At 43.2% G+C, this 13,927-nt stretch carries 15 protein-coding genes; 8 read left to right on the forward strand and 7 right to left on the reverse strand.

Features of this window, described 5'->3' with window-relative positions; all coding sequences use genetic code 11:
- Window positions 1-30: 30 nt before the first annotated feature.
- Entirely contained in the window at window positions 31-363 is a 333-nt protein-coding gene (locus Q0993_RS07175; RefSeq protein WP_299531254.1) for a DUF2853 family protein, read from the reverse strand.
- Window positions 364-586: 223 nt separating this feature from the next.
- On the opposite strand from Q0993_RS07175, the gene Q0993_RS07180 reads away from it, so the two are divergent.
- The 3 genes from Q0993_RS07180 (at window position 587) to Q0993_RS07190 (ending at window position 3,547) form a co-directional block, all read left to right on the forward strand.
- The gene (locus Q0993_RS07180; protein WP_299531255.1) at window positions 587-1,825 is read left to right on the forward strand and encodes a serine hydrolase; all 1,239 of its coding nucleotides are present in this window, start codon (window positions 587-589) and stop codon (window positions 1,823-1,825) included.
- 74 nt (window positions 1,826-1,899) lie between these two features.
- Entirely contained in the window at window positions 1,900-2,625 is a 726-nt protein-coding gene (locus Q0993_RS07185) for an MIP/aquaporin family protein (RefSeq protein ID WP_299531256.1), read from the forward strand.
- A gap of 55 nt (window positions 2,626-2,680) precedes the next feature.
- The gene (locus tag Q0993_RS07190; RefSeq protein WP_299531257.1) at window positions 2,681-3,547 is read left to right on the forward strand and encodes an alpha/beta hydrolase; all 867 of its coding nucleotides are present in this window, start codon (window positions 2,681-2,683) and stop codon (window positions 3,545-3,547) included.
- Between the two features lie 85 nt (window positions 3,548-3,632).
- Here Q0993_RS07190 and Q0993_RS07195 read toward each other — a convergent pair whose 3' ends face one another.
- The gene (locus Q0993_RS07195; protein WP_299531258.1) at window positions 3,633-4,910 is read right to left on the reverse strand and encodes a mandelate racemase/muconate lactonizing enzyme family protein; all 1,278 of its coding nucleotides are present in this window, start codon (window positions 4,908-4,910) and stop codon (window positions 3,633-3,635) included.
- 47 nt (window positions 4,911-4,957) lie between these two features.
- Entirely contained in the window at window positions 4,958-5,917 is a 960-nt protein-coding gene (locus Q0993_RS07200) for an RraA family protein (protein WP_299531259.1), read from the reverse strand.
- 194 nt (window positions 5,918-6,111) lie between these two features.
- On the opposite strand from Q0993_RS07200, the gene Q0993_RS07205 reads away from it, so the two are divergent.
- Window positions 6,112-6,759, forward strand: a complete 648-nt coding sequence (locus tag Q0993_RS07205; protein WP_299531260.1) for a GDSL-type esterase/lipase family protein — start codon at window positions 6,112-6,114, stop codon at window positions 6,757-6,759.
- 66 nt (window positions 6,760-6,825) lie between these two features.
- Entirely contained in the window at window positions 6,826-8,442 is a 1,617-nt protein-coding gene (locus Q0993_RS07210) for a family 20 glycosylhydrolase (RefSeq protein ID WP_299531261.1), read from the forward strand.
- 147 nt (window positions 8,443-8,589) lie between these two features.
- On the opposite strand, the gene Q0993_RS07215 is transcribed toward Q0993_RS07210, so the two are convergent.
- From Q0993_RS07215 to ruvX, 3 genes are all read right to left on the reverse strand, one after another.
- Window positions 8,590-9,009, reverse strand: a complete 420-nt coding sequence (locus Q0993_RS07215; protein ID WP_299531262.1) for a DUF5606 domain-containing protein — start codon at window positions 9,007-9,009, stop codon at window positions 8,590-8,592.
- 179 nt (window positions 9,010-9,188) lie between these two features.
- Window positions 9,189-9,779 carry a peptide deformylase gene (gene def / locus Q0993_RS07220; RefSeq protein ID WP_299531263.1) on the reverse strand — a complete coding sequence of 197 codons (591 nt, stop codon included), beginning with the start codon at window positions 9,777-9,779 and terminating at the stop codon, window positions 9,189-9,191.
- The gene (gene ruvX / locus Q0993_RS07225) at window positions 9,776-10,189 is read right to left on the reverse strand and encodes a Holliday junction resolvase RuvX (RefSeq protein WP_299531264.1); all 414 of its coding nucleotides are present in this window, start codon (window positions 10,187-10,189) and stop codon (window positions 9,776-9,778) included. The genes def and ruvX overlap by 4 nt, the downstream gene beginning before the upstream one ends.
- A gap of 103 nt (window positions 10,190-10,292) precedes the next feature.
- Between ruvX and Q0993_RS07230 the strand changes: the two genes are divergently transcribed.
- Entirely contained in the window at window positions 10,293-11,108 is an 816-nt protein-coding gene (locus Q0993_RS07230; protein WP_299531265.1) for a 2,3,4,5-tetrahydropyridine-2,6-dicarboxylate N-succinyltransferase, read from the forward strand.
- Between the two features lie 102 nt (window positions 11,109-11,210).
- Window positions 11,211-12,005, forward strand: a complete 795-nt coding sequence (locus tag Q0993_RS07235) for a glycosyltransferase family 2 protein (protein ID WP_299531266.1) — start codon at window positions 11,211-11,213, stop codon at window positions 12,003-12,005.
- On the opposite strand, the gene Q0993_RS07240 is transcribed toward Q0993_RS07235, so the two are convergent.
- Window positions 11,987-12,823: a glycosyltransferase family 2 protein gene (locus Q0993_RS07240; RefSeq protein ID WP_299531267.1), complete on the reverse strand. Its 837-nt coding sequence runs from the start codon at window positions 12,821-12,823 to the stop codon at window positions 11,987-11,989. The genes Q0993_RS07235 and Q0993_RS07240 overlap by 19 nt on opposite strands.
- 18 nt (window positions 12,824-12,841) lie before the next feature.
- On the opposite strand from Q0993_RS07240, the gene Q0993_RS07245 reads away from it, so the two are divergent.
- A complete protein-coding gene (locus tag Q0993_RS07245; RefSeq protein ID WP_299531268.1) occupies window positions 12,842-13,921 on the forward strand; it encodes a glycosyltransferase family 52 in 1,080 nt (359 codons plus the stop codon).
- Window positions 13,922-13,927: the final 6 nt, after the last annotated feature.

Raw genomic sequence — 13,927 nt, forward strand, 5'->3', positions numbered from 1 at the left:
GGGCGCTTTTTGTAAGGTCTTACGAAAAAACTAGCTCAACTCATGAGCTACCAAATAATAAAATGCCGGTCTGCTTTTCATACGGATTCCGGACATTTTATCGGCCACGGAATGGATAGCGGCCATAGCCTTGTCCTTATCGGTCACCCCCAATTTTTTCTCAACGAAATTACGTCTTACGGTCTCCAATTCGGACTCATCCGTTCCAGATACCAGAAGAGCGTCCTGATTGTTCACCATCGTCTTTAAACTGTTGACGTAGCCATCCAATTGATCATGATCAATATCGGACACTCCACATTCGTTCAATTGTGCGACCGCTGTAGATTTTAATGCAGCCAATTTATCTGCTAAATCGCTCATAGTAGTTTTGATTTAAATAGATTATCAGATTATACTGTTTTGAAAAAATTTGAATTTTTCAATAGGTCAACAAGTTAAAAATTTCCCCAATAAAATAGGGGATTAAAAGGGAATTTCTTGAGAGATGTTTTGGAAAGGGAAAAAAGAGTATCTTGATAATTCAAAAACGGAAAGGGTTTTGGCAAAAATTGCCAAATCTTATATAGGAACAAAACTTCCAACCATGAAAAACAGCCGCCATTTTTCCATTTTTTTGAGTCTTATTTGTCTTTTCGTCCTATCTGCTCAGGGACAACAGGCACTACTGGAAAAGAAGGAATTAGCCGGAATATCTGCGGAACGTCTGCAAAGGTATGATGCTTTTTTGGAGCGGGAAGTAAATGAAGGCAAAATTCCCGGAGCGATTTCCTTGGTTCTGAGAAAAGGACAAATAGTACATGACAATACCTACGGATATAGCAGTTTGGAGGATAAGAGCCCTATGCAGAAAGATGGGATTTTTCATATTATGTCCATGACCAAGCCGATAATTACCGTTGCCTTTATGATGCTCTACGAAGAGGGACATTTTTTCCTGAACGACCCCGTTTCCAAGTACCTTCCCCAGTTCAAGGACGTAAAAGTTACCAAGGATCCGGACCTCGGAAAGGCAGGACCCACCGAACCGGCCAATACCGAAATTACCATTGCACAGATTCTTTCCCATACCGCCGGTTTCTTACATGGTCTTGGAGGATCTACACTGGATAAGGAAGTGCGGGAAGCGCTATACTTTGAACCTCAGGAAAGTATTGAGAGCCGTGTCAACACTTTAGTAAGTCTACCGCTCATAGCGCATCCTGGGGAACAATGGAATTATAGCGCCTCCCCGGATGTTTTGGCCCTATTGATCGAGCACTTTTCCGGGATGACGGTCATAGATTTTTTAAGGCAACGATTGTTTGATCCCCTTGAAATGAACGATACGGGGTACAATATCTCCGACGAAAATCAGAATAGATGGGTACCGGTCCATAACCTCAATGAAGAAGGGAAACTGGTCAATTCCGATCAGCAATTGCCTACCCAGGGAAATACCGTTTTTGGAGGAACACATGGGCTTTTTTCAACGGCTTCCGATTATATGACATTTTGCCAAATGCTGTTGAACCAGGGCAAATGGAAGGGGAAACAATACCTGAGTCCCAAGACCTTGGAAATCATGACCATGAATCAGGTCGGGGATTTGTTTCCGGGTCCAGGGCAGGGATTCGGATTCGGTTTTGCGGTCACTACCGATCTGGCAGACAGCAAAAGTTTGGGTTCCGTGGGGCAATACTTTTGGAGCGGTGCCTATCGCACTTACTTTTTTGTAGATCCCAAAGAAGAACTTATCGCTATTTTAATGACACAGGTCCAACCCTATAACAATTATTATGGGAACATAATGCGTCAATTTATCTATCAGGCCTTTACCGAATAGCAATGAGGTACTCCAATCCCAAACCAAGACCTAGCATATTTTTTTTATCTTACAGCAACTAAAAAATCAACTTGATGACCGCATATATTTTTGAATTCGTCGGAACTTGTATGCTTTTACTTTTGGGAAACGGTATCGTGGCCAATGTAGTCCTAAAAGGAACCAAGGGATCGGATTCAGGTTGGGTCGGCATCTCCCTGGCCTGGGGTATAGCCGTTTTTGTAGGTGTCTTTATCAGTGCGGACGTCAGTGGAGCACACTTGAACCCGGCGGTGACCCTAGGGTTGGCCAGCGCAGGGAAGTTCGGGTGGTCCCTGGTACCGGGCTATATGCTGGCCCAAGTATTGGGTGCTATGACAGGCAATACTTTAGTATGGTTGACCTATAAAAAGCACTATGATGCTACCCAGGATCAAGAAGCACTTCGTGCCACCTTTTGTACCTCACCTGCTATTCGCAGTCCATTTTGGAACTTTGTTACCGAGGCCATTGGGACTTTTGCCCTTGTCTTTGGTGTATTCTATATTGCTGGTGGCACCTTTTCCGATGAACCGATATCACTAGGTTCTTTGGACGCCCTACCTGTGGCCCTTTTGGTCATGGGAATCGGTTTTGGTCTAGGAGGACCGACCGGTTATGCCATTAATCCGGCACGTGATCTTGGGCCGCGTATCATGCATGCGCTTTTGCCCCTAAAAGGAAAAGGTGGTAGTGATTGGGGCTACGCATGGGTTCCTGTACTAGGTCCCTTGGCCGGTGGCTTTTTGGCCGCTTTGGCCTTTCTTTGGATAGGGGCTTAAAGGTGGGGTTAGACGATGTTCAACATTAAAATATTTGAAATCAATACCAATGAAAATGAAAAAAATTACACTTTTAGTGAGCTGTTTCATCTCTATACAGCTAATGGCACAGGAAATTGTTGAGCTACCGCACGAAACCCCAAAGGATATTTCGTGGGAAGGGCCGGAGAAGCAGTATCATTCAAAAATTTGGGACAATGAAGTGGTAACCAACGTATCCACCCCGACCATGCGGGTCTTCCGTCCCGAAAACCCCAATGGTACCTCTGTTATTGTGGCGCCTGGAGGTGGACTCTACGCTTTGAGCATCCTAAGCGAGGGGAATCATGTAGCGGAATGGCTGAATAAAAAAGGGATTACCGCCTTTGTACTGAAATACAGATTAGTTCCCACTGGAGAAGACGGTGTAAAGGAAATTACGGATTTGGGTAACACCAATCCCATGGAAATCGGTAGACGGGTACAACCTGTCCTACCCTTATCAATAGCGGATGGTTTGGCTGCCATTACCCATGTACGCGAAAATGCCACAAAATATAAGATTGATGCCAATAAAATCGGATTTATGGGTTTTTCGGCGGGCGGAGCCGTTACCATGGGCGTAGGTTATAACTATACTGAGGGAAATCGCCCAGATTTCCTGGTCCCCGTTTATCCATGGACCACCGTACTCCCTCCAAATGATGCGCCAACCGATGCCCCACCAATGTTGATTGTTTGTGCCACGGACGATCCCTTGGGATTGGCGTCAGGAAGTATTGAGCTGTACTCAAAATGGTTCTCGGCCAAAAAACCGGTGGGACTCCACATGTATGCTAAAGGAGGTCATGGTTTTGGCATGAAGGAACAAGGGTTACCATCCGACAGTTGGATACAACGTTTTTATGACTGGTCAATCGCCGAAGGTATTACCGCACCCTAAGCTTAATCCTAATTTGAGAATCCTAGAGTCTTTCGATTTTAATCCATAAAAGATCTCTAGCATTTGCATTGACAGGGCTTTTTTGCTATTCAAAAAAGGGAACGTCCTTTACCGCATATTTTCGCATGCCCTCTTCGTTGATTTCCACACCGATTCCAGGTTTGTCTGAAAGTGGAATGAAACCATCTACCACCATAGGACCGTCAAAGGTTACAATTTCCTTGAACATCGGATTTTTATGGAAATAAATCTGCCATTCCAAAATCATGAAATTAGGTACGGAAGCACAAACATGACAAGACGCCATGGCTCCAAGATATGAGGCCACCATATGGGGTGAAAAAGGCACGTAATACAAGTTGGCCAAATTGGCAATCCGCTGGGCCTCGCCCAAACCACCAGCCTTCTGTAGGTCTGGCATAATGATATCCACGGCCCCGGCTTCCAATAGGGGTCTAAAGCCATAGGCCAAATAATGGTTTTCCCCGGCGCAGATAGGGGTACTGGTAGATTCCGTAATCTTTTTATAGGCCTCTACATTTTCGGCAGGGATAGGTTCCTCTAGCCACATCATATTTAAGGGTTCCAGAACTTTGGCCACTCGTTCCCCCGAAGTGGTATCATACCGTCCATGCATATCCGCACAGATGTCAATATTAGGTCCCACCGCCTGCCGTGCCGCTGCCATCTGATCGTACATCCGTTGAATCTCCGCCGGACTTGCCGTCCAATTATAGGTATCGTATTTATTGGGGTCGTTTGCCTGATCCAAATCAAATTTCACGGCGGTGAATCCCATATCTACGGCCTCTTTGGCACTGGCCGCAAAATCCTCGGGTTTGGGGAGTTTGTTCTGATAGAGTGCGGTATCCATATACACCCTGATCTTGTCCCTGAACTTTCCTCCCAACAATTGGTACACGGGCAGCCCTAGAGCCTTACCGGCCAAATCCCATAAGGCGGATTCCACCGCCGTAAGGACCGAAACGTACATCCCGGCCTGCGCCCCCTCAAAAAAACCCCTTCTTCGTAAATCCTCGAACAATCGATGTACATTTAGGGGACTTTTTCCTTTTAATCGCTCCCCGAATATTTTTACCAAATGGTAGGTTCCCGGGGTGGCATCAACACCTTCTCCGTGCCCTATGACATCCTGGTTGGTGTATATTTTTACGAAAAGACTGTGACCGCCGCGAATATATCCGCATTTGATATCCGTAATCTTAAGATCAGAGGGTGCCGATAGTTTCGATGTCCGATCAACCGCGGTTTCAAATTCTTTTCCATAACTGGCCAAAGGTATAGCGGACAATGCACCGGCAGCCATGGTCTTGGTCAAAAAGTCTCTCCTTGAGTTTTTCATTTTTTTGTTTTTTGGATTATTTTGGAAAGGTAGTAGTGCCTAATCACCTACCACGTTCGGGTCTTTAACAATTCCTGTATCTGTGCCTTGGGTACCGGCAATTCATCGATATGGGCATTGAGCCATTGCGAAAAATCCCGCTCTATTTCATCGGACCAACGGGAATCGATTTGCCCAGGGGTATATTTTTGTTCCCGTAACCTTTGGTGTCCGAACATATCGCGAAGTCGCACCACTTCGGAAGTCTTTACTACTTTTTCTGCCAACTGCGGAGGAATGAACATAACCCCACCATCACGTCCCAATACCACATCCCCGGGCATTACGGTCGCCATTCCGATGCGCGTGGGCGTATTGATCCCGATCAAAGTGGTATTGAGTTCCCCATCAGGGTTGTTCAAGTGATGGGATGGATGATAACTGCGAAAAAACGAGGTGAAGGATTCCAGTTCCTTTAAACCGTCTATGTCCCGTATCGCTCCGTTATAAACAATTCCGTTTCCTGTTTTGGCATAGATGGAGTTGCCCAAATTATCACCGATGGTAGGACCGTCCAAATGTGCTCCAAATTGATCTACCACGTAGACATCGCCCTTAATCAACAAATCAATGGTCCAAGCATTTTGTGATTTTATACGGCCATCCTTGCTATGCCCCTTTTCATCGATTACGCGATGAATATCCGGTCTACCTGGTACGAATACCGCCGTGACGGCCCTTCCTACCAAAACACTATCGGGATTTATGGTCTGCCAGTTTTCCTCGTACTGGTATTTAAAATTTTGACCTTTCAGGACAGCCCAGGCCTCTTCCAAGGTCACCTTTTTCATGCGTTCCAAAATTGCATCGGAAACATAAGGTCGTCCATCCGCCAAACGCTCACCATTCCATTCCGGTGTTAAAAAAATAAGCTCCTCTTTTGAGATCTGCTGGGCAGCGGCCATTAGCGAAATCAATAGGAACAAAAACGGAAGATAATTGCGAAAAGTAAGAAGTTCGGTGGTCATTTCGGTCGATTTATCAGGTTCTTAAACAAGTTAAGAAAACCACTTTAATTCTGTTTAAAATCCAATGACAGATTATCTATGGTCAGAATATTCCTGGTCTTTCGTGTACTTTCAGTACGTTTTAAAATGATGATACCCTAAAACTTTTGGACAATCCCAAATAAAAACTAACTTACACCCTTAATCTTTGCATAGTGAAATTTCACATTGTCCTATTCTTTTTAATTACTTACTCCATAGGCTATTCCCAGGATTCTTCCCGTTTCAAGGACGAAGTAGAGGCCATTACCAAAAAATACGATTCCCTTTGGGATCCCTCCAAACCAACCGTCGTTTTTACGGGGAGTTCCAGTATACGGATTTGGAAGGACCTCGAACAGCATTTTCCACAACATCAAATCGTCAACTCCGGGTTCGGTGGTTCGCAGGCCTCGGACCTATTGATCCACCTAGATGAACTTGTATTGAAGTATAATCCGTCCAAGGTCTTTATTTACGAGGGAGACAATGATATTGCGGCCCATAAAAAGCCTAATACCATAATAGAAACTTCCCTGGAAATCATTGATAAAATCAAAGAGAAGGATAGCACTACACATATTGTACTTATCTCGGCAAAACCAAGTACTGCCCGATGGGGCCTAAGGCGGAAATACAAAAGATTGAATCGCAAGTTCATTAAATTGAGCAAAAAGGACGACTCTTTGGAATTTGCGGATGTTTGGACACCAATGTTAAACGGTAGAAAAGTAAAGACCGATATTTTCATCGAGGACGGGCTTCATATGAACGCCATGGGGTATGAGTTATGGCATAATGTATTAAAAACCTATATGGACTAAATTTGAAATTGCAATAACGTTCCGTGATATTCATCGATCAACCTAGCAACACTTAAATTCTTAAAAATGTTTACATCGAACTCGATTAAATTTCTTTCACTTTTATGCATCCTTCTCCATATTTTGGCCTGCCAGGAAGAAAAGCGGAAACCCATTAATTTTCCTCCTACCGATTTGGCCCAAGAAAGTTTTATGCCAAAACCGTTGAAAACGGTTCCGACCCATTCCGCTTTTACCCTAGATCGCTACACCGCTATCTTTACTTCAGGGAACGCGTCCGATTACGAAAAGGTGGGACGGTTTTTGGCCGATAAGATCAAATCAAAAATAGATTTGGAAATCCCGGTTAACACGGATGCCCCGGAAGGCACAAAGCGGGTTATCCTTATTAATCAATCGGATAGTTTAGCGATGAAATCTCCGGAGGCCTATGAATTGTACATTACCCAAGATACGGTAATCTTGAATTCAATTACGGCCGAAGGTGCATTCCGAGGGATACAAACGCTGCGGCAGATTATCCCGGAGGCCAGCAACGATACCTTGGCCGAGCAACGTATTTGGCCCATTCCTTCAGGTAAAATTATGGACAGCCCCAACTTTGCCTATAGAGGTTCCATGTTGGACGTGGCCCGACATTTTTTTAGCGTTGAGGACGTAAAGAAATACATAGACCTGCTTTCTTATTACAAAATTAATGTGTTGCACCTTCATTTGACAGATGACCAGGGCTGGCGTATTGAGATAAAATCATGGCCAAAACTTACCGAAATTGGTGGGAGCACAGAGGTTGGTGGCGAGGCCGGAGGTTTTTTCACCCAAGAGGATTACACGGAAATTGTGGACTACGCCGCAGAACGATATATGACCATAATACCTGAAGTGGATATGCCGGGCCATACTAATGCGGCATCCGTTTCCTACCCTTTTTTGAATGGCAATGGGAAAACACCTAAACTCTACGAAGGCACACATGTAGGTTTTAGCACCTTCGATACCCGCAAGGATACCGTATACGCCTTTATCGATGACGTGGTACGGGAGATTTCCGCGATAACACCTGGTCCCTACTTCCATATAGGAGGTGATGAAAGCCATGTAACCAAGAAAAGGGATTATATCTATTTTGTGGAAAGGGTGGAAAAAATTGTGCAGAAACATGGCAAACGGATGATAGGTTGGGACGAAGTGGCCACGGCAGATATCGATTCCACCTCAATCGCCCAGTGGTGGGCCAGTGAGGAAAACGCCAAAAAGGCGGTGGAAAAAGGAATGCAACTCATTGTATCCCCTGCCAAGAAGGCCTATCTGGATATGCAATATGACACGCTTTCCAAACATGGATTGCATTGGGCCGCTTATATCCCCGTGGATACGGCTTATGTATGGAATCCCGATACCTATGGTGGTATTCCCAAAGAAAACATTTTGGGCGTGGAAGCCCCGTTATGGTCGGAGACCATTAGTAATATTGATGAGCTGGAATACCTAGCCTTTCCCCGAGTCCTCGGTTATTCGGAACTCAGCTGGAGTACGGAAGAAAACCGTGATTGGGAAGATTACAAAGTTCGTCTGGCCAATCAGGCCCCCTTCCTAGATCGCATGAATGTGAAATACTATCCCTCTCCCTTGATCGACTGGAAAAAGAGCAAATACACCTATGAGGAGATAGAGAAGGATTAAAAAAGACAATATGACGGAACCGATACTTTAGGAAGACCCTTTCAAGGTCCTGTTTAGACCATTTTTTAAAGAAGTATTGGCGTCCCACCGGTTAAATAAAAAAGCCTCGTCAAATTGACGAGGCTTTTATTTTTTGATTTCGAGTCACTATTCCTCCTCAGAGGAATCTTCCTCATCATTTGAGAAATCGGTTATGCCATTATCATGTAAGAGGTTATACCATTGTATTACTTTTTTGATATCACTGGCATAGACCCTGTCCTCATCATAGTTGGGCAGTATTTCAAAAAAGTATTCTTCCAAGACAATCTTCTCGGCCTTATGTGCAACAGAGGTCTTCCCTCCCTTTTCCTTTATCTGGATCTTTTGGAAAACTTCCCGCAAAGGCAACTCCTCTTCCAAAGTATAGATAGCTATTTCCGAAAGTACGCTGACGTTATTGTGCGCACCTACAGATACTCTTTTTTTATCCAAAAGGGATTCTGCCACAAAACCGGTCCGGGTCTGGGTCAGCAGTCTATAGAGACCCGGCTTGCCGCCGATAGAAAGAATTTTGTCCAAACTCATGTATTCAAAGGATTTAAAGCCGCAAATATGGTACTTTTCGTTTGACCTGGGAATTAAATAAGGATTTTTTTAACAACACCTTCCGTTTCCTGATTTGCCTTTCAATAGGTTAAGTAGGAATCCGGATTTGTTGGGCAAACTAAACAAAAAAGCCTTTTTTGGTAGGGGAAGATTTAAATTTAACGGCCCTTTTTTAAATTGGGAAAACGCATGCGGTAATCTACTTCGATTTTTCCCTTGGAAATATTGGTCAACCTTCCTTTTAGCAATCGTTTTTTTAAGGGCGAAAGCTTATCCGTAAAGAGTATTCCTTCAATATGGTCATATTCATGTTGAATAACCCGGGCTAAAAGTCCGTCATAGGTTTCGGTATGTTTTTCAAAATTCTCATCCAAATACGAAATTGTTATGGTATCCCTGCGTTTTACATCCTCGCGAATATCGGGAATACTAAGGCACCCTTCGTTAAAGGCCCATTCCGTCCCTGTTTCTTTTTCCATTTTGGCATTAATAAAAGCCTTTTTAAAACCGTTCAACTTTTTCCGCTCTGCCTCCGAGAGGTCCTCATCATCGGCAAAAGGCGTAGTATCGACCAAAAAAAGGCGGATGGGCAATCCTATTTGTGGTGCGGCCAGGCCAACGCCATTTGCGTTGTACATGGTCTCCCACATATTGCTCAATAACTCATCCAATTGGGCGTATTCCTTATCTATTTCCTGGGCCACCTTGCGCAGTACGGGGTCACCATAGGCCACTATAGGTAATGTCATTGCTTTTTATTTAGATAGTCCTGTAGGATGAGGGTGGCACTTATCTCATCCACCAACGCCTTGTTCCTACGTTGTTTTTTCTTTAGCCCGGAATCGATCATGGTACGAAATGCCATTTTAGAGGTAAAACGCTCGTCTTGCCGATCTACCGGTATTTCAGGAAATTTAAGGGATAACCGCTTAAGGAAAGGCGCTATAAGTGCTTCCGTCTCCGAAGGTGTATTATCCATTTGTTTAGGTTCGCCTACAATGATTTGATCCACCGTTTCGTTCTTCAAATACTCCGTAAGAAAAGTGAACAACTCATGTGTGGGTACGGTAGTCAAGCCCGAAGCGATCAACTTCAATTCGTCGGTGACCGCAATGCCCGTTCTCTTTTTCCCATAATCCAGTGCCAAAAATCGTCCCAATCCTAATTTTTTGGCAAAAATAATCCATAATGCGTAATAACGGCACATAAGGCTGTACGAATTGAGCGACGACCTGTATATTTGATAAAATTTTAATTGAAAAATGACCGAACTGAGAGAAGTTATTGAAAACGCATGGGATAATCGGGAACTTCTAAAAGACCCCAATACCCAAAATGCCATCCGTAAACTTATAGACTACATAGATGAAGGAAAACTTCGCTGCGCGGAACCTACAAATAATGGTTGGCAAATTAATGAATGGGTAAAAAAAGGAGTCGTGCTCTATTTTCCGATACAAAAAATGGAGGTCTTGGAAGCGGGTATCTTTGAGTACCACGACAAGATTCCCTTAAAACGGGGCTATCAGGAAAAAGGTATTCGAGTAGTACCCCATGCCGTCGCGAGACACGGAGCCTATATTTCCTCCGGAACTATCCTGATGCCCAGTTATGTGAATATTGGGGCCTACGTGGATGAAGGTACCATGGTGGATACATGGGCTACGGTAGGAAGTTGTGCCCAGATAGGAAAAAATGTGCATTTGAGCGGTGGTGTTGGCATTGGAGGTGTTTTAGAGCCTTTGCAGGCAGCTCCGGTCATCATTGAGGATAATGCGTTCATCGGCTCTAGATGCATTGTGGTTGAAGGAGTTAGAGTGGAGAAAGAAGCCGTTTTAGGGGCCAACGTGGTCCTTACGGCCTCTACCAAAATCATTGACGTTACGGGGAGTACTCCCGTGGAGACCAAAGGTAGGGTTCCTGCACGTTCAGTTGTTATACCAGGGAGCTATACCAAGAAATTCAGCGCTGGGGAGTATCAAGTGCCCTGTGCCCTAATCATCGGAACAAGAAAGGAAAGTACAAATAAAAAGACTTCCCTTAACGATGCGCTTAGGGAATACGATGTAGCCGTGTAAACTGGTATTTGTAGGAAATTTATATCTATACATACTATTTTATATTTTTTTAAGTTATAAATTTGTTTAAAGAATTGATTACACCTGCTTAACATAATTGTTATGACCCCCCCCAAAGAAAAGATATCCGCACTTATAATTGCCTATAATGAAATTGGCTACATTGAAAGATGTGTAGAGTCCATTTCTTTTGCCGATGAGATTGTTGTAGTAGATTCCTACAGTACAGATGGTACCTACGAGTTTTTACAGAATCATTCCAAAGTAAGGGTCATACAACATCCTTTCTCCAATTTTACCCTTCAAAAATCCTTTGCCCTAAAGCAGGCTTCCCATGATTGGGTATTGTTTTTGGACGCGGACGAGGTGGTTTCCGAAGAATTAAAATTGGAGGTAATCGATACGGTAAATAGCAATAAAGACCATGCTGCATATTGGTTCTACAGAAAATTTATGTTTCAGGATAGTCCATTGTATTTCAGTGGGTGGCAGACAGATAAGAACTACAGACTATTCCGAAAAAGCAAGGCCCGATTTTCCGATAAAAAAATAGTCCACGAGACATTGGTGGTGGATGGTACCTGCGCTATTTTCAAAGAAAAATTAACACATTATTGCTACAAGAATTACGAGGATTACAAAGCGAAAATGTTAAAATATGGACGCTTAAAGGCCAAGGAGGATTTTTATAGGGAGCGAAGATTCAGTTTTCTATCATTGATTTTTAAGCCTCTATGGAAATTTTTCAACCACTATTTCCTTCGTTTAGGTATCCTGGACGGTAAAAACGGCATAATCATTTGCTACCTGAATGCTTTGAGCGATTTGGAAAGATATCGCGAGCTAAAAAAATTGGAAAAAAAGAACGAATTGGCCTACTACTTGGTAATGCCGTAATAGGTCCATACACTTTTTTTCTGTCTTACTTCCTTACGGATTACCTGATTCTTGGCAATGGCCTCCGGTGTTCTGTACCCCCGCTCATGATCTAGATGAACACAGACGGCACTATAGCGTAATTGCTTTGATCGTACGCCAAAATTGAAAAGACGCTCACCAAATTCGCGGTCCTCACCTCCGTATTGCATTCGCTCATCAAATCCGTTGACATTGAGAATATCTTTCTTCCATCCTGACGAATTATGGCCGTTCCAACTGGCATTGGTCGGTGTAAATGTGTTGAACAAGGTAGATATGAACCCTTTAGCCGTCAATTTGTTATTCTTGAATGTCTTTGGGATACCTTTTTCCTTTAGCCATTGAATGTTGAAACAATTCTGCATTTCAATATCCTTCAAGGTAATAGCCCTCGAAATATTCATAGGCAACATATAATATCCCCCGGAAATAAAATAACCAGGTTCTTTGTTGATGTAGTGGACCTGTACAAAATCCTCACGGGGAATGCAGTCCCCATCCGTCATGATAATATATTCTGTGCTGGTTGCCTGGATCGCCTTGTTTAAAATCCTGCACTTTTGAAATCCATCATCCTCCTGCCATACATGATGTATGGGAAAACTTACCTTTTCACGTATTTGCTCTATGAGTTCCTTGGTTTCCCGACCGGAACCGTCATCGGCGATAACGACCTCAAAATCCTTATAGGTCTGGCATTGAAACCCCCATAAAACCTTTTGCAGCCATTCCGGTTTGTTATAGGTACTTATGATTACACTGACCGTGCTCAAGCTATTTTCCTTAAATTTGTCCAACTTTACAAATGTAGTTTTTTGAGTTCCATCTCCAATATAAATCCAAAAAATTCTATTGGCCGAACCTATGTCGGTTCTACAATCTACCACGTTTATCTGTCCATATTACATATTATCCGAGATTCGGCATATCACCCGGACAATTACGGAAACAATCTTTTGTTCTTGGTTGAAAGTACGCCCATGATAGAGACCTTGATTCCCAATCTAAAAAAGCGATTTTTTAGGGATGTACATATTATTTCCGAACGTAAAGATCATGTAGCGGATCTGGGGAAATTTGATTATTCCTTTCGCAGAAAGAAAAAGCTACCCCCTTATTTAGAAGAGAAACATCCCATTTTAAAGAAGGAAAAGGCATTTATTGAATCATCGGACCTTTATCTGTGCGATACGGATTCCTCCAAGAGTTATTTTCTATACCTGTTCGGCAAAAAGGATATTAAAATGATCGAGGATGGTGCACGAACCTACAATCAAAGGCATAGTTTTTTTGAGCAGTTGATCAAGCAGTACCTTACAAAAACCCCTGTTGGTGGAGGTTTCGATAAGGAAATCAAGACTATTTTTGCGCAATTTCCGGATAGGTTACCCCAACCACTGCAAAAAAAGGCCGAACAACTTAACATCAAAAAAGAAACAAAGAAACTGGACGAGGCCACAAAAAATGAAATCTTCGAAATTTTTCTTTCCCAGGATGCCTTTACGATAGAAGGGCAAAATAACGCTTTGATACTTAGCCAGCCCATTTCCGAAGACAAAGTGGTTAAAAGTGAGTCGGATAAAATAAAAATCTATGCGGATGTAATCTCCAAGGTGCCGAAAAATATGAATATTGTCTTAAAGGTGCACCCAAGGGAAACGACCCAATACAAGGAATATTTCACCGATATCGTTGTCCTTCCAGCCCTGTTCCCTATTGAAATTTTGGGTCTTAGGGAGGGGTTTTATTTTGAACAGGGCTATACCCTTTTCTCTACGGCACTCTCCAATTTGGAAATTGTAAAGGAGCGGTTTTTTCTAGGTAAGGATTATTTGGATAAATTTACCGTTAAGGCTACCCGAAATCTAATTGAAAACATGGTCGTGGACCAATAACTCAGC

The organism is Ulvibacterium sp. (genome assembly GCF_028285715.1).
Classification (GTDB): domain Bacteria; phylum Bacteroidota; class Bacteroidia; order Flavobacteriales; family Flavobacteriaceae; genus Ulvibacterium.

Excerpts from the sequence above, each read along its gene's own strand:
- Q0993_RS07175 (WP_299531254.1), bottom strand. The coding sequence starts at position 363 with ATGAGCGATTTAGCAGATAAATTGGCTGCATTAAAATCTACAGCGGTC.
- Q0993_RS07180 (WP_299531255.1), top strand. The coding sequence starts at position 587 with ATGAAAAACAGCCGCCATTTTTCCATTTTTTTGAGTCTTATTTGTCTT.
- Q0993_RS07185 (WP_299531256.1), top strand. The coding sequence starts at position 1,900 with ATGACCGCATATATTTTTGAATTCGTCGGAACTTGTATGCTTTTACTT.
- Q0993_RS07190 (WP_299531257.1), top strand. The coding sequence starts at position 2,681 with ATGAAAAAAATTACACTTTTAGTGAGCTGTTTCATCTCTATACAGCTA.
- Q0993_RS07195 (WP_299531258.1), bottom strand. The coding sequence starts at position 4,910 with ATGAAAAACTCAAGGAGAGACTTTTTGACCAAGACCATGGCTGCCGGT.
- Q0993_RS07200 (WP_299531259.1), bottom strand. The coding sequence starts at position 5,917 with ATGACCACCGAACTTCTTACTTTTCGCAATTATCTTCCGTTTTTGTTC.
- Q0993_RS07210 (WP_299531261.1), top strand. The coding sequence starts at position 6,826 with ATGTTTACATCGAACTCGATTAAATTTCTTTCACTTTTATGCATCCTT.
- Q0993_RS07215 (WP_299531262.1), bottom strand. The coding sequence starts at position 9,009 with ATGAGTTTGGACAAAATTCTTTCTATCGGCGGCAAGCCGGGTCTCTAT.
- def (WP_299531263.1), bottom strand. The coding sequence starts at position 9,779 with ATGACATTACCTATAGTGGCCTATGGTGACCCCGTACTGCGCAAGGTG.
- Q0993_RS07230 (WP_299531265.1), top strand. The coding sequence starts at position 10,293 with ATGACCGAACTGAGAGAAGTTATTGAAAACGCATGGGATAATCGGGAA.
- Q0993_RS07235 (WP_299531266.1), top strand. The coding sequence starts at position 11,211 with ATGACCCCCCCCAAAGAAAAGATATCCGCACTTATAATTGCCTATAAT.